Here is a 20,993-nt window from a genome sequence, read left to right on the forward strand (position 1 = left end):
TGCAAGAGTAAATTAGGGTCAGAGTCGAATTGTTTGACAACTTTGGGTAATTGCCCAATAAATCTACTCTGACCCTATTTGTTGGGGAGGCCTTGGCCGCCGACCGGTTCGGTTTCGAAGCGTTCGCCGAAGCCGGCGATCAGGGGGCGGGCTTGTTTGATGGCGGCTTGGACGGCGGGCAGGGTCAGGGAGGCCTTGTGGTTGTCTTGTGTGTCCCAGGTTTCGGTGATCCAGATGGCGTCGGCGTCCTGTTTGTCTTTGGCGATGATGTAGGCCAGGCAGCCGGGCATGGCGGTGGTGCCTTCGAGCAGGATGGCGATGAGGGCGTCGCGTTGGTCCGGCGTGGCGAGCATTTTTCCGATCAGACCGTACATGCGGGGTGTCTCTTTCATCGTGGTGGTGACGGGAAGTACGGCGGCGCGGGCCTGGGTTAGCGGCAGGGCTGCCAGCGTCCCCAGCACCTTGCGGCGGGATACGGTCATGCCTGTCCTCGCGTGGAATTGTTCCTTGAGAAGTATAGGTGTGGCTCCTGGCGCCGCCAAGCACAAACGGGCGTCTTGGCGCATTCGATGCAGGTCGGGTTAAGATGGCTTTTCCATCATCCTGTCACGAAAGCCTCGATGCGACTTCATCCTCTTGCCCTGGCCGTCAGCGCCTGCATTTTCTCCGTCTCCCAGGCTGCGCATGCGCAGCAGCCGGCCGCCGTGTCCGAGACCGCTCTGCGCGCCCACCTGTCGTTCCTCGCTGACGATCTGCTCGAAGGCCGCGGCACCGGCCAGCGCGGCGGCGACCTGGCCGTACGCTATCTGGAAACGCAGGCTGCGCTGATTGGCCTCAAGCCCATCCCCGGCGGCGGTTATCGCCAGAAGGTCGAGATCGAGGGCAGCAAACTTCTGAATGGCAGCGCCACCTTCACCGCCGGCGGCAAGACCTTCAAGCCGGCGCTGGGCAAGGGCATCGTCATGGGCACCAAGAGCGGCAACGAGAATCTGTCGTTCGATGCGCCCCTCGTCTTCGTCGGCTACGGCGCGGCAGCGCCCGAAGAACAATGGGACGACTACAAGGGCCTCGACGCCAAGGGCAAGATCCTCGTCATGATGGTCGACGACCCTCAGCCCACCGCCGAGGAGCCCAACCGCTTCGCCGGCAAGGCCTATACCTGGTATGGCCGCTGGGTCTACAAATTCGAGGAAGCCGCGCGCCGCGGCGCGGCCGGTGTCCTGTTGATCCACACGACGCCGTCGAGCTCCTATCCGTGGAGCGTGCCGGCCAATGGCTTCGGCAACGAGCGCTTTGGCCTCAAGGGCCCGGGCAACCCGATGGAAGGCTGGCTGCACGAAGACACGGCGCGCGAGCTGTTCGCGGCCGGTGGCCATGACCTCGACAAGCTGCGCGCGCAGGCCGAGCGCCGTGATTTTCGCCCGGTCGACCTGAAGGTCGCGGCGCATGTTCAATTGCGCTCGGCGATCCGGCCGGTCGAGCAGTTCAACGTGATCGGCATCGTGCCCGGCACCGACGCCAAGCTGAAAGAGCAGGCCGTCGTGTATTCGTCGCACTGGGATCACATGGGCATGGCCGAACTGAAAGCCGGCGACGATCCGAAGGCCGACCGCATCTACAACGGCGCGATCGACAACGCATCGGGTACCGCGGCGCTCCTGGTGATGGCAGCCGAAGCGGTGAAGAAGCCGGCCAAGCGGACCCAGATCTTCTTGTGGCCCGCCGCTGAAGAGCAGGGCTTGCTGGGCGCGGCGGCGTATGTCGCCAACCCGGTCTGGCCGCTGGCGCAAACGGCGGCCGACCTCAATCTCGATAGCCTGAACTTCGTCGGCCGCACCCGCGATATCGGTGTCGCCGGCGCGGAGCGCAGCAGCCTGTTCGAGACCTCGAGCCAGGTGGCCAGGTCGATGGGCCTGAAAATCGCGCCAAGCACGCCGGACATGTCGGGCGCCTACTTCCGCGCCGACCACTTCGCGTTCGCCAAGGCGGGCGTGCCGGCGTTTAACGTCGGTTCGGCCGTGTTCTCGGGCGATGGCCACTTCGAGTTCGAGCAGCACCAGAACGAATCGAGCACCAACATCAAGGGCTTCAAGGACCACTACCACCAGGTCAGCGATGCATACCGGCCCGAGTGGGATTTGTCCGGCATGGTGCAGCAGGCCCAGTTCACGCTCAACCTCGGTTACGCGGTCGCGAACGCACCTGGCATGCCGACCTGGAAGAAGGGCGAAGCCTTCGGCAGCGTCAAGCGCAAATAGGGTTCGCCGCCAGCGCTCACACGGCTCACACGGCTCACACGGCTCACACGGCAGCGGCGGCGCCACTGGCCGCCGCCGTCAGGATGCGATCCAGGTCGGTCATGTCCACCGGCTTGACCAGATGATGGTCGAACCCGGCCTGGCTGCTGGCATCGCGATCCTGCGACTGGCCATAGCCGGTAACCGCCACCAGCAAGGCATTCGCGGTCGCCGGTGCTGCGCGCAGGCGGCGCGCCAGTTCATGGCCGTCCATCCCGGGCAGGCCGATGTCGAGCAGGCAGGCGTCGGGCACGAACTGCGCGGCGCGCTGCAAGGCGTCGAACGGATCGTGTTCGACCGCCACCTCATGCCCGGCTGCGCTGACGTACATCGCGAGCACCTGCGCCGCATCGATATTGTCGTCCACCACCAGCACCTTGAGTTGCTGCAGCGCGCCTGCCTCGTGCGTGTTGGCAGCGCTGCTGCCGGCGCTGCGGTCTTCGCTGCGCGGCAGCGTCACGATGAAGGTGCTGCCCAGGCCCTGGCCCGGGCTCTCCACGCGTACGCTGCCGCCATGCAGCTGCACCAGGCTGCGCACCAGCGCAAGTCCGATTCCCAGGCCGCCCTGCGTGCGGTCGGGCGTGCGTTCGCCCTGCACGAACATCTCGAATGCACGGTCCAGTTCTTCGGGCAGCATGCCGATGCCATTATCTGCCACCACGATGCGCAGGCGCGATGCGTCGAGTTCGAGCGCTACCCGCAGCTTGCCGCCGGCGGGCGTGAACTTGACCGCGTTGTGCAGCAGATTGCCCACCACCTGCACCAGCCGTTTGCGGTCGCCCATCACCCAGGCCGGCGTTGCCGGCAGCGACGATGTCAGCGTATGGCCTCGCTGGCGTAGCGGTTCCTGGACCTGTTCCATCGCTTCGGCCAGCACCTCGTTGACATCGAGGCGCACTTTCGACAGCGCCACCAGGCCGCGCGTGACGCGCGACACGTCCAGCAGATCGTCCACCAGACCGGCCATGTGCCGCGCCTGGCGCGCGATGATGCCGCTGATCTGGCGCGTGCGCGCCGGGTCGAGCGTGTCATGGCCCAGCAACTGCGCGCCGGAGGCGATTGGTGCCAGCGGGTTGCGCAGCTCATGGGCGAGCATCGCCAGAAATTCGTTCTTGCGCTGGTCGGCCTGGCGCAGCGCTTCTTCGGCGTTGACGCGGTCGGTCACGTCCTGGATCGTGCCGCGCAGCGCCGACACGCGCGCGTCGCCGTCCTGCACCGCCTCGCAATGCAGGTCGATCCAGATGCGGTGGCCGTCGGCGTGCAGTACCTGCAGCTGCAGCCTGCCGCTGCCGCCGGTACGTTGCAGCTCGCGGATCAGGGCATTGGCGCGCTGCCACGATTCTTCGGGCAGCACCGCGCCGCGTTGTTCGTCGAACGGCGGCAGCTCACGCCCGTAGATGTGCGGCACCGACTCGGACGTGACCAGGGCACCGGACGGCAGTTGCATGTGCCAGGTGCCGAAGCGCGCCATGCGGTGCGCGTCGCGCAGTTCGGCTTCCTTGATGGCCAGCGCTTGCGCGCGTTCGCCGAGCAGCGTCGATGCGGCGCTGATCGCCTCGGCCACTTCGGCCGCTTCCTTGACGTGTACTTGTGTGAAGCGGGGCGGTGTTTCGCCTTTGCCCAGCGCCACCGCCGGTGCCGTCAGGGCCTGGACCGAACGCGCGAGGCGTCCGCCAATCTGCCAGGCCAGCCACAGGCCGACGGCAAACAGCAGCAGCACGCCGGTCAGCAGCGCGGCCAGCGGTTCGAACAGCACCTGGTTCAGGTTCGAGCGCGGCATGCCGATGGCGACGTGCCAGCCGGTGGCTTCGGAGCGCGAGTAGAAGGTGAGCAGGGCAGTGCCTTCCTGCGACACCGACTGCACGATGCCTTCGCGCTGGCGCTCCATGGCGCGAAACAGCGGATCGGTGACGCGGTTGCCGACGAAGCGCTCGGGACTCAGGTTGCGCGCGAAGATGGTGCCGCTGGCGTCGACCACCGACGCACGCGCGCCATCCGACACGGATCTGGGCGTCAGCATGTCGTCGAAATACCCGGGCCGTACACCGATGCTCAGCACGTAGGCCACGCTGCCGTCGATCATCACCGGCACGTCGACGCTGACGGTGGGCTGGCCGATGACCTTGCCGATGAAAACGCGCGAGATGCCTGGCCGGCCGCTGGCAAAGACCTTTTCCAGCGAGTCGGACGGTTCGAGCGGAAGGCGTTCGCCGTAGACGACGGCGGTGTTGAGGATCTGCTGGCCACTGCGCTCGCGCAGTACGGCGATCATGCCGTCGCCGGCCAGTTGCAGCGCCTCGCGCGCCTGGCGGTGCACGAGCGGGAAGTCGCGGTCCTGGAGCGCATCGAGCGTCGACAGGGTCTGGGCAATGACCTGCGCCTGCAGCAGCTTGCTGTCGACCGTGTGCACCAGCGCGCGCACGGTCTGCATGGTGTTGCGCTCGAACTGGGCGCGGCTTTTCTGGTACTGATGGACGAACAGGAGCGATGCGCCGACCACGCCCGGCAACAGCGTTACCAGGACCAGCCAGAGCAAATAAGCCCGCAGTGGTCTGCGGGGCATGGTGGACGATATGCCAGTCACATTGCTTTCCAGAACGTTTAATCCGGCAAATTCTACGCCACAAACCAAAAGTACATGCTTTCCTTTAGTGAGGCTGGCAGCGGGCTGTGTCGGTCAGCGCCGGTTGCGTGTGAACAGAGTCTTGTAATAAATTGCCGTCGCGTGCCAGCGGCCATTGGGTGTACACGCGTACTCAGGCAATTCGCCGACCCGCTCGTAGCCGCTTTGTTGCACTAGTCGCTCGGCGCCGGAACCCACCGCCGCATCCAGAAACAACAAGCCACGGCGCAAGGCCAGTGCTTCGATCTCGAGGGCTTGCAGCAGTGCCATCCCGATGCCACTGCGTCGTACGGTGCAGTGTACGAGCAACTGTTGTACTTCGGCGCGGTTGTGGCCATTTGGCTTCGCACACAATGCTAGCTGGATACTGCCAACCAGCACGCCGTCAAGTTCCGCTGCCAATAGTACGCGCTGGCCCAGACCAACTTCTTCCGCGATGCCTTGCCAGTACGCGTCAAGCTGATCCTGGTCAAGGCCGTTGACGAATCCAAGTGAATGGCCATCGGCCACCGCATCGAGCAGCAACGTGCCCAGCGATGGCATGGATTGGGCGATGGTGCGTGGATCGAGTCTGCGGATGATCATGGAACTCCCTGAACAGAGGGTGAATGGATTGTCCATTGATCTCAAGCACGATGCATGCCAACGTGTTCATGTCCATATGGCCACTGTGTCATCACCTGTTGTGGGCGCACCATACTTTCGACCTAAACCAAGTTTTATTTTCCGGTATTGACATGGATCTATCGACATGACGAAAAGTCGCTTGTAATGTTCTCTCAGGGTAACTATTTTCAGCGCCTGACGCTGCACAAGGACGACCATGACAGCACCAACCAAGAAACGCCGTGCCATGACACTGGCAAATCTGCGCATCGGCAAGCGACTGGCACTGGGCTTTGGCCTGATCTGCATCATGCTGGTCGTGATGATCGTACTGAGCAATGCGATGCTGGCCCGCACCAATGCGGGCACCGCCGAGATCGTCAACGAGCGCATGCCGCGCATCGCGTTGACCACCCAGATGCAGGACCGGATCAACGATATCGCCATCTCGCTGCGCAACATGATCCTCAGCGAGAGCGGTTCCGACCACCGGCGCCAGGTCAAGGACATCATGGCCGCGCGCGCGGCGATGGACGCCATCCTGGTCAAGCTGCGCGCATCGCTGCATCACCCGAAAGCGCTCGAACTGCTGGCACAGATGGACAAGGAAACCGCGCTGTACAAGGCCGGGCAGGATGCGATGATCAAGCACCTCGAGGCCGAGGAAGTCGACGAGGCGCGCGCGCTCCTCGGCGAGGACCTGGGCCCGCTGCTGATGCGCCTGAAGCGGGCGACGTCCGAGCAGACCGCGCTGCAGGTCGCGATCGCGGATGAGGCCGCGCGCGCCGCCGCCGCCACCTACCGCAATACCAGTCTGCTGATGTGGGGGCTGGGCGGCGTCGCATTGCTGCTGTCGTTGCTGGGGGCGTGGGCGATCACGCGCTCGATCACGCGGCCACTGGCGCGCGCGCTGGATGTGGCCAACACGGTTGCCGCCGGCGACCTGACCAGCCGCATCGAAGTGACCACGCTCGACGAAACGGGCCAGTTGCTGCAAGCCCTCAAGACCATGAACGAAAATCTCGCGCGCACCGTCGGCACCGTGCGCGTGGGGACCGACACGATCGCGCTGGCCGCTGCCGAAGTGGCAGCGGGCAATCATGATCTGTCGATCCGCACCGAGCAGCAGGCCGCGGCGCTGGAAGAAGCGGCGTCGTCGATGGAAGAGCTGACGGCGACCGTGCGCCAGAATGCGGACAATGCGCGCCAGGCCAATGTGATGGCGGGCCTGGCCTCGAGCGTTGCCTCGCGCGGCGGCGACGTGATCGAGCAGGTGGTCGGCACGATGGACGGCATCAACGCGTCGTCGAACAAGATCAACGACATCATCGGCGTCATCGATGGCATCGCGTTCCAGACCAATATCCTGGCCCTGAACGCGGCGGTGGAGGCAGCCCGCGCGGGCGAGCAGGGCAGGGGCTTTGCCGTGGTGGCGGGTGAGGTGCGCAATCTGGCGCAGCGCTCGGCGGCGGCGGCGCGCGAAATCAAGGGCCTGATCCAGGATTCAAGCGGCAAGGTTGCCGAGGGCGGCAAGCTGGTGGCGCAGGCTGGCCAGACCATGCGCGAGATCGTCGACAGCGTGCGCGGCGTGACCGACATCATGACCGAGATCAGCGCGGCGAGCCTGGAGCAGACCGCCGGCATCGAGCAGATCAACCAGGCTGTGGCGCAGATGGACGAGGGCACGCAGCAGAACGCGGCGCTGGTGGAAGAAGCGGCAGCGGCGGCGACCTCGATGCGCGAGCAGGCGGCCCGGCTGGCGCAGGCGGTGGCGGTATTCCAGATCGACGGGGAGCAGATGCAAGGTGCATCGGCGGCAGCGCCGCAAGCGGTGGCGCCGCCGCGTGCAGTGCCGGCGCCTGCACCGGTCGCTAAAACGACCGCGATACCGGCTCGGGCCCCGAACCCTGCCCCGGGCAAGGCAATCGCAGCAGCCAAGGTACCACCCAAACCAGAGGTGACGGCCGGCGCAACGCCGGTGGCGGCCGGGGATTGGGAAGAGTTCTGACATCGCGCCAGGCCTGAATTTCACCGGTCAAACGGCATCGTCACTGAAAACGGCAAGCTGCGGCTTGCCGTTTTTTTTGCACGAACAACCAACACATGCGCAAAGAAAACGTGCGCATCGTCCAGTATTCATTGCAATCACGCTGGCATTGCCGTTTCGTTAGCGTGCATGCATCGTTATCGTCCGCGTTAGAATCTAACCTGCTTGCCGAAAAGAAACATGACGAAATCTCACGGCATTGGAAGGTAATACCATGGAACACGCAATCAACGATCGCGAAGTGCTCTCTTTCCGCCTCGGCAGGGAAGAATATGGCATCAGTATCCTCAAAGTGCAGGAAATCCGCGGCTACGAGGCGCCGACGCGCCTGGCCAATGCGCCCGAATTTCTCAAGGGTGTCATCAATCTGCGTGGCCGGATCGTGCCGGTTGTAGACATGCGCATCAAGTTCGGCTTTGCCAATCCGACCTATGACAGCCTGACGGTCGTGATCATCCTGAACATTGCGCAGCACGTGATCGGCATGGTGGTCGACAGCGTCTCCGAGGTCGTCACCCTCGAAGCCGACCAGATCCGGCCGGCGCCTGCCATGGGCTCGCTTGATGCGGGCTATCTGCGTGGTCTCGGCACGGTCGGCGAACGCATGCTGATCCTGCTCGATATCGACGCCCTGATGCAATCCGAAGAACTCGGCCTCGTGCCGTCGCTCGCGCTGGCCGCCTGAGCCGCCCTGCAGAAAGAACAACCCCATGAAACTCGGTAATCTGAATATCGCCACGCGCCTGTCGCTTGGCTTTGGCATCGTTGGCGTCATGCTCATCGCGATGATCTTGATGAGCAATGCGTCGCTGCTGCGCGTGAACAATGGCACCAGGGATATCGTCGAGCACCGGATCCCGGCAATCGAGATGAGCAACCGACTCGAAGGCCAGATCAACGTCATCGCCATTGCGCTGCGCAACATGATGCTCAACGCCGAGCCGACCGACCGCCAGAAGCAGGTGGATGCGATCGGCAAGGCCCGTGCGACGATCACCGCAACGCTGGCCGAGATCGAGCCGCTGCTGACGGCGCATCCCGATGAACTGGCCATCCTGCGTACCATGCAGAGCACGAGCACCAGCTACCTGACCGGCGTCACCGAACTGCTCGCCCTGATCAACGCAGGCGAGGAAGAGCCGGCCAAGCTCTATCTGACCAACGAACTGCGTCCACGCCTGGCCAGGCTGAAGGATGCCACTGCCGCCGAACTGGCGCTGCAGAAGGACCTGAGCGCGAAGGCTGCAGCAAGCGCCGCAGCAACCTATGACAGGACAATGTGGCAGACCTGGGCGCTGGGCGGTCTGGCGCTGGCGTTCGCGGCCCTGGTGGCCACCTTGATCACGCGTTCGATCACCGTGCCGGTACGCCGCGCGCTGGAAGTGGCCAATACCGTCGCCGCCGGCGACCTGACCAGCCGCATCGACGTCACCACGCAGGATGAGACCGGCCGGCTGCTGCAGGCGCTCAAGACAATGAACGAAAGTCTGGCGCGCACCGTGGGCGCCGTGCGGATTGGCACCGACACCATCGCGGTTGCCGCCAGCCAGGTGGCGGCGGGCAGCCAGGACCTGTCTGGCCGCACCGAGCAGCAGGCCGGGGCGCTGGAAGAAACGGCATCGTCGATGGAGGAACTGACGTCGACCGTCAAGCAGAACGCCGACAATGCGCGCCAGGCCAACAAGCTGGCCGAGACCGCGTCGAACGTGGCGGCGCGCGGCGGTGAAGTGATCCATCAGGTGGTCGACACGATGGACCAGATCGACGCATCGTCGAACAAGATCAGCGACATCATCGGCGTGATCGACAGCATCGCCTTCCAGACCAATATCCTGGCGCTCAACGCGGCGGTGGAAGCGGCGCGTGCCGGCGAGCAGGGCCGCGGCTTTGCGGTCGTGGCCAGCGAAGTGCGCAATCTGGCGCAGCGCTCGGCGGCGGCGGCCAGGGAAATCAAGACGCTGATCGGCGACTCGAGCAGCAAGGTTGCCGACGGCAGCAAGCTGGTAGCCCAGGCAGGTTCCACGATGCAGGAAATCGTCGACAGCGTCCGGCGCGTGACCGACATCATGACCGAGATCAGCGCCGCCAGCGTCGAGCAGACCGCCGGCATCGAGCAGATCAACCAGGCCGTGGCGCAGATGGACGAGGGCACGCAGCAGAACGCGGCGCTGGTCGAGGAAGCGGCAGCGGCGTCGGCGTCGATGCAGGAGCAGGCCGCGATGCTGGCTGCCGCCGTGGCGGTGTTCAGGATCGATGCCGGGCAGATGGCCGATGCGGCGCCAGCTGACGTTGCCGTTGTGCGCGGCAAGCCGGCAGCGGCGCCGGCACCGGCAGTGAAGAAGGTCGCCATTGCCCATGCCAAGCCGGCCCCGGCGCCGGCCCCGACGCGCACGCAGGCCAGGACGCCTGTCGCTGCGGACGAGTGGGAAACGTTCTAAGCCGGTCAGGACCTGCATGCCCGGATAGCGGGCAAGAAAAAACGGCAAGCCGCAGGGCTTGCCGTTTTTTTGTTGCGTGGTCTGAACGTTGCAGGAGCTGTCATTGTCAGCGATGGATGAGGGCGCTGGCATGACCCCATGACCCCATGACCCCATGACCCCATGACCCCGTGCCGCCGTAACCCCGTCATTCCATGACGCCGTACGCCACGTATTCCCTCTGAAGCCGATACGCTATCCGGTGCACCCAACGCATCCCCTATTTAACGTTGACAGCGCCGAACCGCAAACCGCAGACGTAAAAAAACGGCAGACCCTGCGGTCTGCCGTTTTCATGTCCGTCGCGCACCAGGCGACATGCGCCCGATGCGGTAGGGCATCGCTTAGAACGAGTGACGCACGCCGACGTTGTAGACCTGTGGGTCTGCGCCGAAGGCAGTCGCTGGCAGGGCCAGGGTGCCAGCAGCCGAGGTCAGCGCGAACACGCCGTTGTTGTTGTTACGCAGCTTTGCGTACGATGCGTACACGTTGGTGCGCTTCGACAGGGTGTAGCTGTAGGCAACGGTGACTGCCTTGCCTTCTGCGCCACTGGCCAGTTCTTGCTGCTGGTAGTTCAGGAAGACGCGGTTGGCGCCGAAGCCATACGACACGCCGGCGTTCTTCTGCTCGTACTTGGCGCTTGGCAGGATGCCGGTTTCCGGATCAGCAGCCATGTAGCCAGCGCGCACTTCGAAGTCGCCGAACTTGTAGCCAATACCTGCGTTGTACTCTTTGTCGTCGCCGGTCGCCAGGCGCTCGACGTTCTGGTAACCAGCACCGATGTACAGGCCAGCGTTAGCGTATTCCAGCGCGACGCCGGTCACGTCGCCCGATGGGTCGATGCTACGCTCGCCAGCGCCGTAGGCAGCGCGCAGGGTGAAGCCGCTCAGCTGGTTGCTCTGGTAGTTGACCGAGTTCGACAGGCGACGGGTCAGGCGGTTGGTGCCGAAGGCAGCCAGGTTCGAACCGTAGAAGCCCTGGCCCAGGGTGTCCGATGCGCCGGCAACAGCAGCGATCGGGCCATATTCACGACCGACGGTCACGGTGCCGAAGGCGCCTTGCAGGCCCACGACAGCGCGGCGCTGGAACATGTTCGAATCGGTTGCGCCGGTATCGACGGCAACACCGGCTTCGATGTTGAACAGTGCCTTCAGACCATTGCCCAGGTCTTCGGTACCACGGAAACCGATACGGCTGGACGATTGGCTACCCGACGTCACAACAGTGCGGCTGCTCTCGCCAGGCGCATCGTTGTTTTCAACACCGATCGACGCATCGACCATACCGTACATGGTGACGCTGGTTTGGGCTTGGGCGACGAGTGGCAGTGCCGACACGAGGGCGATGGCAAGAATTTTGTGCTTCATGGATGAATCTCCAGTGTTTGTTTGTGAAATAGCCTAGTAATCATGACATGCCCGACGGACATCTGTCACCGGGTTCGCCCAAGCGGAATTGGCGTGACGGCGACCGCAATTGGCATCAAAAAAATCCCCCGAGGGCCAGATTCTCATAGGAGAACCGTGGATTCCAGCAGCCTTCCCAGCGTCGCGAATCGCGCCCGCGAAGCACTTAAAATATTGCTGAAAATCAACCAGAGGCGTTGCAGCGACGCCACATTTTTGGCCTTGACAGCTGCTGCAATGCGCAATAACGGTGCACGCATGCATTCCGCTGCCCATCGAGCCATGAGCGCGACTGTATGACAGCGGGGTCCATCCATCCTGGAATCTGGCCATGTTGCCGTTTTTTTTGCACCGCAATAGTGCATTGGGACCTTTGCCCCCGTCACGCCGACAGCAACCTCGATCACTTGCAATGTCGATACGTAAATTGGTATCGGAACTGCGGAAAAATTGATTGGAACGTTCTCAGTGCAACGCCTACCATTCCGTACAGCATCGAAACAATAAAGTCGCACAGCGACGTATAACGATTAAGGAGACATATGACACGGTATTCGCCGGGCAGCATTGCGCCCACATTTTCCCCAACCCTCCGCATTCATGCCCGCCGCAGGTTTGCCTTGCGTGCCACGGTCGCGGCCCTGGCCGGCGCTGGCCTGATGAGCGCGGCGACGGTTGGCGCCCAGGAAGTCGGCGCCGCCACGGCGGACATCCCGGCCGCCAGCGCCCCGTCGAATGCCGAAAACAACACGGCGCGCGCCGGCGCCGACCGCGATGCGGCCGTCGTGACCGTCACCGGAACCCGCCAGGCCGCCCAGAGCGCGCAGGCCATCAAGCGCAACGCCGAGCAGGTGCTCGATTCGATCGTCGCCGACGACATCGGCAAATTCCCCGACAAGAACGTGGCCGAGATCCTGGGCCGTGTGCCGGGCGTGCAGGTGATCCGCCAGAATGGCGAAGCCGGCAACGTCGTCATCCGTGGTCTGGGCGGCATCACGACGCTGTACAACGGCCGCGAAATGTTCACCGCCGCCGGGCGCAGCCTGTTCCTGGCCGATGTGCCGGTCGCCATGCTGCAGCGCGTGGACGTCTACAAATCGCAGGGCGCCGACATGGTCGAAGGCGGCACCTCGGGCGTCATCGACGTGCGCACCAACCGGCCATTCGATTTCAAGGGCGCGCAGGCCGCCTTCAATGTCCGCGGCGAGCACCGCGACAAGGCCGACAAGATCGATCCGAACGTCTCGGGCCTGCTGTCGAACCGCTGGAAAACGGCCATGGGCGAGATCGGCCTGCTCGGCGGCCTGTCGTACCAGCGCGGCCGCTACCATGACGAAACGGCCTTCGTGGGCGAACCACGCACGATCGACCGCGGCATCATCGGCGCACCGTCGATGGGCCGCGTGATGAGCGGCGGCGATCGCGAACGCCTGGCCGGCAACCTGTCGGCCCAGTGGCGCCCGTCGAGCGACCTCGAAGTGTACGCCGAGAGCTTCTCGACCAAGATCGACCACGACTCGCAAAGCATCTTCTTCGTGGGCGACCTGCCAATCAACAATCCCGGCTCCACCGTCACGCCGATGCCGGGCTCCAATTACCTGGGTTCGATCAGCAATCCCAACGTGAACACCTTCACGCTGAGCTCGACCCAGGCGCGGCGCGACGATTCGGAAACCCATCAGGGCGCCGTCGGCGCGATCTGGAAGGCCACCCCCGGCGTGCGCGTCAGCGGCGAGGTGGTGCGCACGGTCAGCAAGTACAGCCAGAAGAATCCGATCCTCGACACGGTCATGAACATGTCGAAGGCAATCAATGCCGAAGTGCGCGACGGCGGCGGCTACCTGGAATACCCGGGCACCGACATGACCGATCCGGCCAACTGGACGATGTTCGCGCTGTTCGATAACCACAACCGCTCGCGCGGCGCCGCCACCGACTGGCGCGGCGACGTGGCCTGGACGCCGGAAGCCGATGGTTTCTTCAAGGAACTCAGCGTGGGCGCGCGGCATGTCCAGCGCGACGCCTCGTTCGTGCACGAGCTGAACGGCTACACGGCCGCGCCGAATTCGTTCACGCCAAACGCGATCAAGGTCACCGACTTCCCGGGCCTGAACTGCACCAGCCCGAAAACGGGCGGCAACTACGGGATGAACCAGTTCTATGCGCCGTGCCGGGACTACCTGCTCGACAACACGGGCGCGATCCGCCAGGTCATCAAGGGCAATCCGGATCCGCAACCGGACAATCCGCTGTCGTTCTACTCGGACCGCGAACAGTCGAGCGCCGCCTACATCAAGGCCAACTTCGGCTTCGATGCATGGTCGCTGCCGATCGACGGCACCGCCGGCCTGCGCTACGTGAAAACCAAGCAGCGCATCAGCGGCTTCTCGTCCACGGCCGGCGTGGTCTCGCCAGTCACCGTCTCGAGCACCACCAACGACGTGCTGCCAAGCCTGTCGATGCGCGCCCACTTCAGGCAAGACCTGATCGGCCGCCTGTCGGCCAGCAAGGCGATCGAACGGGCGCCGTTCGGCGACTTCAATCCGGGCCTGACGCTGTTCCCGTCCACCACCACGACGCTGGCCACCGGCAGCGCCGGCAACCCGAACCTCAAGCCGCAAGAGGCGCGGAACGTCGACGTGGCGCTGGAGTGGTACTTCGCGCCGGCCGGCTCGATCACCGGCACGCTGTTCCAGCACGACTACGAAAACTACCTGCGCCGCAGCGCGCGGCCGGAAACGTATGACGGCCTGACCTACAACGTCAGCCGCCCGTACAACGCGGTCGAGGGCAAGCTCAAGGGCGCCGAACTGGCGTACCAGCAGTTCTACACGAAGCTGCCGGGCTGGCTGGGCGGGCTCGGGATGCAGGCCAACGTGACCTGGATGGATGGCGGCCTGGCCGAAGCCGACGGCACCATCAACACGTTCGCCGGCATGTCGAAGCTGTCGGCCAACCTGGTCGCGCTGTACGAATACGGCAAATGGTCGGGCCGCATCGCCTACAGCTGGCGCGACAAGTTCACTGCCGAGTACAACTACCGCGCGTTGCCGTATAACATCGTCGTGGATCCGCTCAAGACGCTCGACGCTTCGGTGTCGTACAAGCTGACCGACAAGCTGACGGTCACGCTCGACGGCAGCAACCTGCTGGACCAGTCGTACCACGACTATCACAGCGTACCGGAGCTGCCGCGCGACGTGCGCCGCTACGACCGCGTCGTGGGTCTGGCGCTCAGGTGGCGCAATTGAGTGGTGCCGGCCGGTTTTTCTTGATGGCCGGCTGACCTGTTCCAACCGGGCGCCGCAGGATTTCCTGCCGCGCCCCGTCGTTGTTTTGATTGGATGGAAAACGTGCAAACGCAAAAACTCTCGACGCTTGAAAAAGTCGGCTTCGGCGCCGGCGACATGGCGCTCAATGTGGTGATCTCGTCGATGATGCTGATCATCACCTTCTTCTACACCGACATCTATGGCCTGCACGTGCGCGACCTGGCGGTGCTGTTCGTCGTCGTCAAGATCGTCGGCGCCGTGGCCGACCTGGCGATGGGGCAGGTGACCGATTCGGTATTGACGCGCTGGGGGCGCTACCGCCCGTGGCTGCTGCTGCTCGCGGTGCCGTACGGCCTGTCGGTGTTCCTCGTGTTTTCCACACCAGGCTGGGACTACGACGCGAAACTGATCTGGGCCTACTCCACCTACATCCTCATGACCATCATGACCGCCGGCGTGGGCATTCCGTACATCTCGCTGATCAGCGGCCTGACCGCCGATCCCCAGCAGCGCCTGTCGGCCAATGGCTACCGGCTGTTCTTCGCCAAGGTGGGCGCCTTCATGGTGACGATCGTCGTGCCGGTCCTGGCCAGCGCCTGGGATGGCGCGCATCCGGCTGCCGGCTACCAGGCGGCAATGGCGGTGATGGCGGCCATCGGCGTGCTGCTGTTCGTGTTCTGCTTTTTCACCACCACCGAGCGGGTCGTGCACAAGGTCGAGAAGCAGCCGCTGATGGCGCAGGTGCGCGTGCTGCTCAAGAACGACCAGTGGCTGATCCTGTGCGCCGTGTGCGTGACCGGCACCATCGGCTACGTGATCCGTGGCTCGGTGGCGATCTACTATGCCAAGTACTACCTGGGCGGCGACACGGCGGCCGTATCGGCCTTCCTGTCGACCGGCGTGGCGGCGGCCATCCTGGCGATGGTGGTCTCGACCTGGACCACCAAGTTCTATTGCAAGGTCAAGCTGTTCCGGCATTCGCAGATCGCGGTGGCGGTGCTCAGCGTGATGATGTATTTCCTGGTGCAGCCGGGCGACATGGTCACTGCCTTTGTCCTGTATTTCCTGCTCTCGCTGGTGGTCGACCTGCACGCGCCGGTGTTCTGGTCGGCCATCGCCGAGACGATCGACTACGGTCAGGTCAAGACCGGCAAGCGCGTCTCGGGCTTCGCATTCGGCGGCATCTCGGTATGCCAGAAGATCGGCATGGGCGTGGCCGGCTACATGGTCGGCATCCTGCTCGACTACTTCCGTTACGTGCCGAACCAGTCGCAATCGGCGCTGGCGCTGCAGGGCATCGCGCTGATGCTGTCGGTGATTCCAGGCTTCTTCCACTTTTTAATGGGGATGCTGATGTTCAAGTACCGGATCAGCGACGACTATTACACCACCGTCAAGCAGGACATGCAGGCGCACGGCTACGCCACCACCTGACAATCACATACAGAGAACAACCATGCAAGAAACCATCCTTCAGCCGCTGATCGAGCAACGCGCCGATCCTTATATCTACAAGCACACCGACGGCTACTATTACTTCACGGCCTCGGTGCCGCTGTACGACCGCATCGAACTGCGCCGCGCGACGACCATCGCCGGTCTGGCCACCGCGCCCACGGTCGACGCCTGGCACAAGCCCGAGACCGGCCCGTATTCCGAGCTGGTCTGGGCCCCGGAGCTGCACTTCAATGACGGCGCCTGGTATGTCTATTTTGCCGCCGCGCCCAGCCGCGCGATCAAGGACGCGTTGTTCCAGCACCGCATGTACGCGATCCGTAACCGCCATGCCAACCCGCTGGAAGGCGAGTGGGAATTCATGGGCCAGGTCGACACCGGCATCGACAGCTTCTGCCTCGATGCAACCACCTTTACCCACAAGGGCACGCTGTATTACCTGTGGGCGCAGAAGGACCCCGCCATCGAGGGCAATTCGAACCTGTACATCGCGCCGATGAAAACGCCCTGGCAGATCGAGGGCGCTCCGATCCTCTTGAGCAAACCGGAGCACGACTGGGAAACGATCGGCTTCTGGGTCAACGAAGGCCCGTCGGTCCTGCGCCGTAACGGCAAGATCTTCATCAGCTACTCGGCCAGCGCGACCGACCACAACTACGCCATGGGGTTGCTGTCGGCCGACGAAGACGCCGATCTGCTCGATCCGCGCTCGTGGACCAAGTCGGCGCAGCCTGTTTTGCGTACATGCTACGATCACGGCGTCTATGGGCCGGGCCACAACAGCTTCACGCTGGCCGAAGACAACGACACCGTGATGCTGGTCTACCACGCGCGTACCTACACCGAGATCGTCGGCGATCCGCTCTGGAATCCGGACCGCCACACCTTCGTGAAACCGCTGCGCTGGGACGACCAGGGCATGCCGGTGTTCGGCCGACCCTCTGTCTATTAAGGATCACATCACCGTGCAAACCGGTATCACGCAAGCGCCATTCGGCCACCTGCCAGGCGGCGCCGCCGTCACCCAGTTCACGCTCACCAATGCCAATGGCATGGTGGCGAAGATCATCGACTTCGGCGGCGTCATCACCGAACTGCATGCGCCGGACCGCGATGGCAGGTTCGCCGACGTGGTGCTCGGCTTCAATTCGCTAGAGCCATACTGCACCGACAGCCCGTACTTCGGCGCGCTGATCGGCCGCTACGGCAACCGCATCGCCAGGGGGCGCTTCACGCTCGATGGCGCGCAGGTTCAGCTGCCGGTCAACAACGGCAACAACCACCTGCACGGTGGTGCAGGCGGCTTTGATCGCGTTCTGTGGACGGCGACGGTCGATGGCGCCAGCCTGCGCCTGGCCTACCGCAGCGTCGACGGCGAGATGGGCTATCCCGGCAACCTCGATGTCACGGTCGTCTACCAGCTCAATGACGCCAATGAACTGGTGGTGCGTTTCCATGCCGTGACCGACAAGGCCACGCCGGTCAACCTGACGCAGCACAGTTACTTCAACCTGGCCGGCGAGGGCGACATCCTGGGGCACTACCTGACCATCGATGCCGACAGCTTCGTGGCGATCGACAGCGAATTGATTCCCACGGGCGAACTCACGCCCGTTACTGGCACGCCGTTCGACTTTCGCCTGCCACGCCAGATCGGCGAGCGGATCGGGCAGCCCGACAAGCAGCTGCGCCACGGCAGCGGCTACGACCATAATCTCGTCCTGAACAGGCCGCAAGGCACGGGATTGACCAGGGCTGCGCGAGTGAGTGAACCCGTCTCGGGCCGCGTGCTCGAACTATGGACGCAGGAACCCGGCGTGCAGTTCTACAGCGGGAACTTCCTCGATGGGTCATTGCACGGCAAGGGCCGCAGCTACGGACACCGCAGCGGCTTGTGCCTGGAACCCCAGCATTTCCCCGATTCGCCGAACCAGCCGCAGTTCCCGAACGTGATCCTGCGCCCGGGCGAGGTGTATGCCACCGAGTCGCGCTTTCGTTTTACCACCGAGGCGGCGTGATGGAGGTGCTGACCGACACCCGGCACGAGCTGGGCGAGTGCGTGCTGTGGTGCGAGCGCACCGGCCGCCTGCTGTGGACCGATATCCCCGCCGCCACCCTGTGGGCATACACGCCGGCCACCGGCCGCAAGGCCAGCTGGCCGATGCCCGAGCGCCTGTGCTGCTTCGCGCTGACCGGCAGCGACGACCGCCTGCTGCTGGGGCTGGCGTCCGGTCTCGCGTTCTTCACCTTCTCGAGCGGCAAGGTCACGCGCATCTGTGATGTCGAACCGGAGATCCCGTCCACGCGCATCAACGATGGCCGCTGCGACCGGCAGGGGCGGTTCGTGTTCGGCATGTTCAACCAGGCCGAGAATCCCAAGCACGCACTGGGGGGCTTCTACCGCCTGAACCTCGACCTGTCGCTCGAACGCCTGCCGCTGCCCAACGCGGCCATCGCCAACAGTATCTGCTTCAGTCCCAACGGGCGCCGCATGTACTTTGCCGACTCGGCGCAAAAGGCGATCCTGTACGCCGACTACAACCCGTGCAGCGCCGAAGTGGGGCGCGTGCACACATTCGTCGCGGCCGATGCCGTGCCCGGGGAGCCCGACGGCTCGACGATCGACGCCGCCGGCTTCCTGTGGAGTACGCGCTGGGGCGCCGGCATCGTCGCGCGCTTTGCGCCCGACGGCCAGCTCGAACGGACGGTGCCACTGGCAGCGCCGCAGCCGAGCTGCCCGGCCTTCGGCGGGCCTGACCTGACGACACTGTTCGTCACCAGCGCCCACCTGGGCATGACCAATGCCGAACGTGCGGCCGCGCCGCTGTCGGGCGCATTGTTTGCGCAGGCTCTGGAGATCCGCGGCCTGCCCGAGTCGCGTTTCCTGCACGTTTGACGGCTCGTCAGCGATACGAAAAACGGTATCGATCTTCGTTAAAATTTGATTAGTAAGTTATCTGCCCGGACTTTAGACTTCCTCTCGGTAATCAAGTGATATGGACAGCGGCACCATGCACGCTTCATCCAGAGAATAACGAGGAGATACGATGTCCGAGGCAAAGAAAAAGACGCCGCTGCGTTCTGCGGCATGGTTTGGCACGCAGGATAAAAACGGGTTCATGTACCGCAGCTGGATGAAGAACCAGGGCATACCCGACCACGAATTCCAGGGCAAGCCGATCATCGGCATCTGCAACACCTGGTCCGAACTGACCCCGTGCAATGCGCACTTTCGCAAGCTCGCCGAGCACGTCAAGCGCGGCATCCTGGAAGCGGGCGGCTTCCCCGTTGAATTCCCCGTGTTTTCGAATGGCGAATCCAATCTGCGCCCGACGGCGATGCTGACCCGGAACCTGGCCAGCATGGACGTCGAGGAATCCATCCGCGGCAATCCGATGGATGCGGTCGTGCTGCTGGTCGGCTGCGACAAGACCACGCCGGCGCTGCTGATGGGCGCGGCCAGCGTCGACCTGCCGACGATCGTCGTCACTGGCGGCCCGATGCTCAACGGTAAACTGAACGGCAAGGACATCGGCTCCGGCACCGCCGTCTGGCAGTTGCACGAGCAGGCCAAGGCCGGCACGATCACGATGCACGAATTTCTGTCGGCCGAAGCGGGCCACTCGCGCAGCGCGGGCACCTGCAACACGATGGGCACGGCGTCGACGATGGCCTGCATGGCCGAAGCGCTGGGCACCTCGCTGCCGCACAACGCCGCGATTCCCGCCGTGGATGCGCGCCGCTACGTGCTGGCGCACATGTCGGGCATGCGCATCGTCGAGATGGTGCACGAAGACCTGCGCCTGTCGAAGATCCTCACCCGTGCAAATTTCGAGAACGCCATCCGCGTGAATGCGGCCATCGGCGGCTCGACCAACGCCGTGATCCACCTGAAGGCCATTGCCGGGCGGGTGGGCGTGCCGCTCGAACTGGAAGACTGGACCCGCATTGGCAAGGGCACGCCGACCGTGGTCGACCTGCTGCCATCGGGGCGCTTCCTGATGGAAGAGTTCTATTACGCGGGCGGCTTGCCGGCCGTGATTCGCCGCCTGGGCGAGGGCGGCCTGATTCCCAACAAGGATGCGCTGACCGTCAATGGCAACACGCTGTGGGAAAACTGCGTCGCCGCGCCGATCTACAACGATGAGGTCGTGCGTCAGCTGGACAATCCGCTGATCGCGGACGGCGGCATCTGCATCCTGCGCGGCAATCTCGCGCCGCGCGGAGCCGTGCTCAAACCGTCGGCCGCCTCGCCGCACCTGATGCAGCATCGCGGACGCGCCGTGGTCTTCGAAGACTTCGATCACTACAAGCAGCGCATCCTCGACCCCGACCTGGACGTCGACGAAAACTCGGTGCTCCTGATGAAGAACTGCGGCCCGAAAGGTTATCCGGGCATGGCCGAAGTGGGCAATATGGGCTTGCCGCCCAAGCTGCTGGCCAGGGGCATCACCGACATGGTGCGCATTTCGGATGCGCGCATGAGCGGCACCGCATATGGCACCGTGGTGCTGCACGTCGCGCCGGAAGCGATGGACGGCGGCCCGCTGGGCATCGTGCAGGACGGCGACATGATCCAGCTCGATTGTCATAACGGGCTGCTCAACGTCGAACTGCCGGATGCTGAAATCGTGCGCCGGCTGGCCGATCGCGCCGAAAAGAACAAGCCCGTGCAGCACAGCGGCTACCAGCGCCTGTACCTCGATCACGTGATGCAGGCCGACGATGGCTGCGATTTCGATTTCCTCGTCGGCTGCCGTGGCTCGGCCGTGCCGAAGCATTCCCACTGAACCAAGAACCGAGGAGACCA

14 protein-coding genes are annotated in these 20,993 nt (G+C 64.1%); 10 read left to right on the forward strand and 4 right to left on the reverse strand.

The window, feature by feature from the left end:
* Positions 1 to 74: 74 nt before the first annotated feature.
* On the reverse strand, positions 75 to 482 hold the full coding sequence (locus AC1MGT_RS17570) for a putative quinol monooxygenase (RefSeq protein WP_499501285.1): 408 nt from the start codon (positions 480 to 482) through the stop codon (positions 75 to 77).
* A 138-nt stretch (positions 483 to 620) separates the two neighbouring features.
* On the opposite strand from AC1MGT_RS17570, the gene AC1MGT_RS17575 reads away from it, so the two are divergent.
* Positions 621 to 2,258: a M28 family peptidase gene (locus tag AC1MGT_RS17575; protein WP_499501287.1), complete on the forward strand. Its 1,638-nt coding sequence runs from the start codon at positions 621 to 623 to the stop codon at positions 2,256 to 2,258.
* Between the two features lie 43 nt (positions 2,259 to 2,301).
* Here the strand turns inward: AC1MGT_RS17575 and AC1MGT_RS17580 are convergent, their stop codons facing one another.
* On the reverse strand, positions 2,302 to 4,860 hold the full coding sequence (locus AC1MGT_RS17580; protein ID WP_499501289.1) for a hybrid sensor histidine kinase/response regulator: 2,559 nt from the start codon (positions 4,858 to 4,860) through the stop codon (positions 2,302 to 2,304).
* Between the two features lie 114 nt (positions 4,861 to 4,974).
* Positions 4,975 to 5,505: a GNAT family N-acetyltransferase gene (locus AC1MGT_RS17585; protein ID WP_499501291.1), complete on the reverse strand. Its 531-nt coding sequence runs from the start codon at positions 5,503 to 5,505 to the stop codon at positions 4,975 to 4,977.
* 268 nt (positions 5,506 to 5,773) lie between these two features.
* On the opposite strand from AC1MGT_RS17585, the gene AC1MGT_RS17590 reads away from it, so the two are divergent.
* The 3 genes from AC1MGT_RS17590 to AC1MGT_RS17600 all read left to right on the forward strand — a co-directional run bounded on the left by AC1MGT_RS17590 (position 5,774) and on the right by AC1MGT_RS17600 (position 10,011).
* A complete protein-coding gene (locus AC1MGT_RS17590; RefSeq protein WP_499501293.1) occupies positions 5,774 to 7,534 on the forward strand; it encodes a methyl-accepting chemotaxis protein in 1,761 nt (586 codons plus the stop codon).
* Between the two features lie 253 nt (positions 7,535 to 7,787).
* Positions 7,788 to 8,258: a chemotaxis protein CheW gene (locus AC1MGT_RS17595; RefSeq protein WP_499501295.1), complete on the forward strand. Its 471-nt coding sequence runs from the start codon at positions 7,788 to 7,790 to the stop codon at positions 8,256 to 8,258.
* Between the two features lie 25 nt (positions 8,259 to 8,283).
* Positions 8,284 to 10,011: a methyl-accepting chemotaxis protein gene (locus AC1MGT_RS17600; RefSeq protein WP_499501297.1), complete on the forward strand. Its 1,728-nt coding sequence runs from the start codon at positions 8,284 to 8,286 to the stop codon at positions 10,009 to 10,011.
* A gap of 383 nt (positions 10,012 to 10,394) precedes the next feature.
* Here the strand turns inward: AC1MGT_RS17600 and AC1MGT_RS17605 are convergent, their stop codons facing one another.
* A complete protein-coding gene (locus AC1MGT_RS17605) occupies positions 10,395 to 11,417 on the reverse strand; it encodes a porin (protein ID WP_499501299.1) in 1,023 nt (340 codons plus the stop codon).
* 659 nt (positions 11,418 to 12,076) lie between these two features.
* Between AC1MGT_RS17605 and AC1MGT_RS17610 the strand changes: the two genes are divergently transcribed.
* The 6 genes from AC1MGT_RS17610 to AC1MGT_RS17635 all read left to right on the forward strand — a co-directional run bounded on the left by AC1MGT_RS17610 (position 12,077) and on the right by AC1MGT_RS17635 (position 20,973).
* Positions 12,077 to 14,707, forward strand: coding sequence for a TonB-dependent receptor (locus AC1MGT_RS17610; protein ID WP_499501301.1), 2,631 nt, complete (start codon positions 12,077 to 12,079; stop codon positions 14,705 to 14,707).
* 93 nt (positions 14,708 to 14,800) lie between these two features.
* Positions 14,801 to 16,162, forward strand: a complete 1,362-nt coding sequence (locus tag AC1MGT_RS17615; protein ID WP_499501303.1) for an MFS transporter — start codon at positions 14,801 to 14,803, stop codon at positions 16,160 to 16,162.
* A 22-nt stretch (positions 16,163 to 16,184) separates the two neighbouring features.
* The gene (locus AC1MGT_RS17620) at positions 16,185 to 17,135 is read left to right on the forward strand and encodes a glycoside hydrolase family 43 protein (protein WP_499501305.1); all 951 of its coding nucleotides are present in this window, start codon (positions 16,185 to 16,187) and stop codon (positions 17,133 to 17,135) included.
* Positions 17,136 to 17,148: 13 nt separating this feature from the next.
* Positions 17,149 to 18,201 carry an aldose epimerase family protein gene (locus AC1MGT_RS17625; protein ID WP_499501307.1) on the forward strand — a complete coding sequence of 351 codons (1,053 nt, stop codon included), beginning with the start codon at positions 17,149 to 17,151 and terminating at the stop codon, positions 18,199 to 18,201.
* Positions 18,198 to 19,079 (forward strand): SMP-30/gluconolactonase/LRE family protein, encoded by an 882-nt coding sequence (locus tag AC1MGT_RS17630; RefSeq protein WP_499501309.1) that lies wholly within the window; start codon positions 18,198 to 18,200, stop codon positions 19,077 to 19,079. The genes AC1MGT_RS17625 and AC1MGT_RS17630 overlap by 4 nt, the downstream gene beginning before the upstream one ends.
* 151 nt (positions 19,080 to 19,230) lie before the next feature.
* Positions 19,231 to 20,973 (forward strand): IlvD/Edd family dehydratase, encoded by a 1,743-nt coding sequence (locus AC1MGT_RS17635; RefSeq protein WP_499501311.1) that lies wholly within the window; start codon positions 19,231 to 19,233, stop codon positions 20,971 to 20,973.
* Positions 20,974 to 20,993 lie beyond the last annotated feature (20 nt).

The sequence above is a fragment of the Telluria sp. BA11 genome (assembly GCF_056680305.1).

Bases quoted from the DNA above. Each gene is read 5' to 3' on its own strand.
- AC1MGT_RS17570 (WP_499501285.1), bottom strand. From the start codon at position 482: ATGACCGTATCCCGCCGCAAGGTGCTGGGGACGCTGGCAGCCCTGCCG.
- AC1MGT_RS17575 (WP_499501287.1), top strand. From the start codon at position 621: ATGCGACTTCATCCTCTTGCCCTGGCCGTCAGCGCCTGCATTTTCTCC.
- AC1MGT_RS17580 (WP_499501289.1), bottom strand. From the start codon at position 4,860: ATGCCCCGCAGACCACTGCGGGCTTATTTGCTCTGGCTGGTCCTGGTA.
- AC1MGT_RS17585 (WP_499501291.1), bottom strand. From the start codon at position 5,505: ATGATCATCCGCAGACTCGATCCACGCACCATCGCCCAATCCATGCCA.
- AC1MGT_RS17590 (WP_499501293.1), top strand. From the start codon at position 5,774: ATGACACTGGCAAATCTGCGCATCGGCAAGCGACTGGCACTGGGCTTT.
- AC1MGT_RS17595 (WP_499501295.1), top strand. From the start codon at position 7,788: ATGGAACACGCAATCAACGATCGCGAAGTGCTCTCTTTCCGCCTCGGC.
- AC1MGT_RS17600 (WP_499501297.1), top strand. From the start codon at position 8,284: ATGAAACTCGGTAATCTGAATATCGCCACGCGCCTGTCGCTTGGCTTT.
- AC1MGT_RS17605 (WP_499501299.1), bottom strand. From the start codon at position 11,417: ATGAAGCACAAAATTCTTGCCATCGCCCTCGTGTCGGCACTGCCACTC.
- AC1MGT_RS17615 (WP_499501303.1), top strand. From the start codon at position 14,801: ATGGAAAACGTGCAAACGCAAAAACTCTCGACGCTTGAAAAAGTCGGC.
- AC1MGT_RS17620 (WP_499501305.1), top strand. From the start codon at position 16,185: ATGCAAGAAACCATCCTTCAGCCGCTGATCGAGCAACGCGCCGATCCT.
- AC1MGT_RS17635 (WP_499501311.1), top strand. From the start codon at position 19,231: ATGTCCGAGGCAAAGAAAAAGACGCCGCTGCGTTCTGCGGCATGGTTT.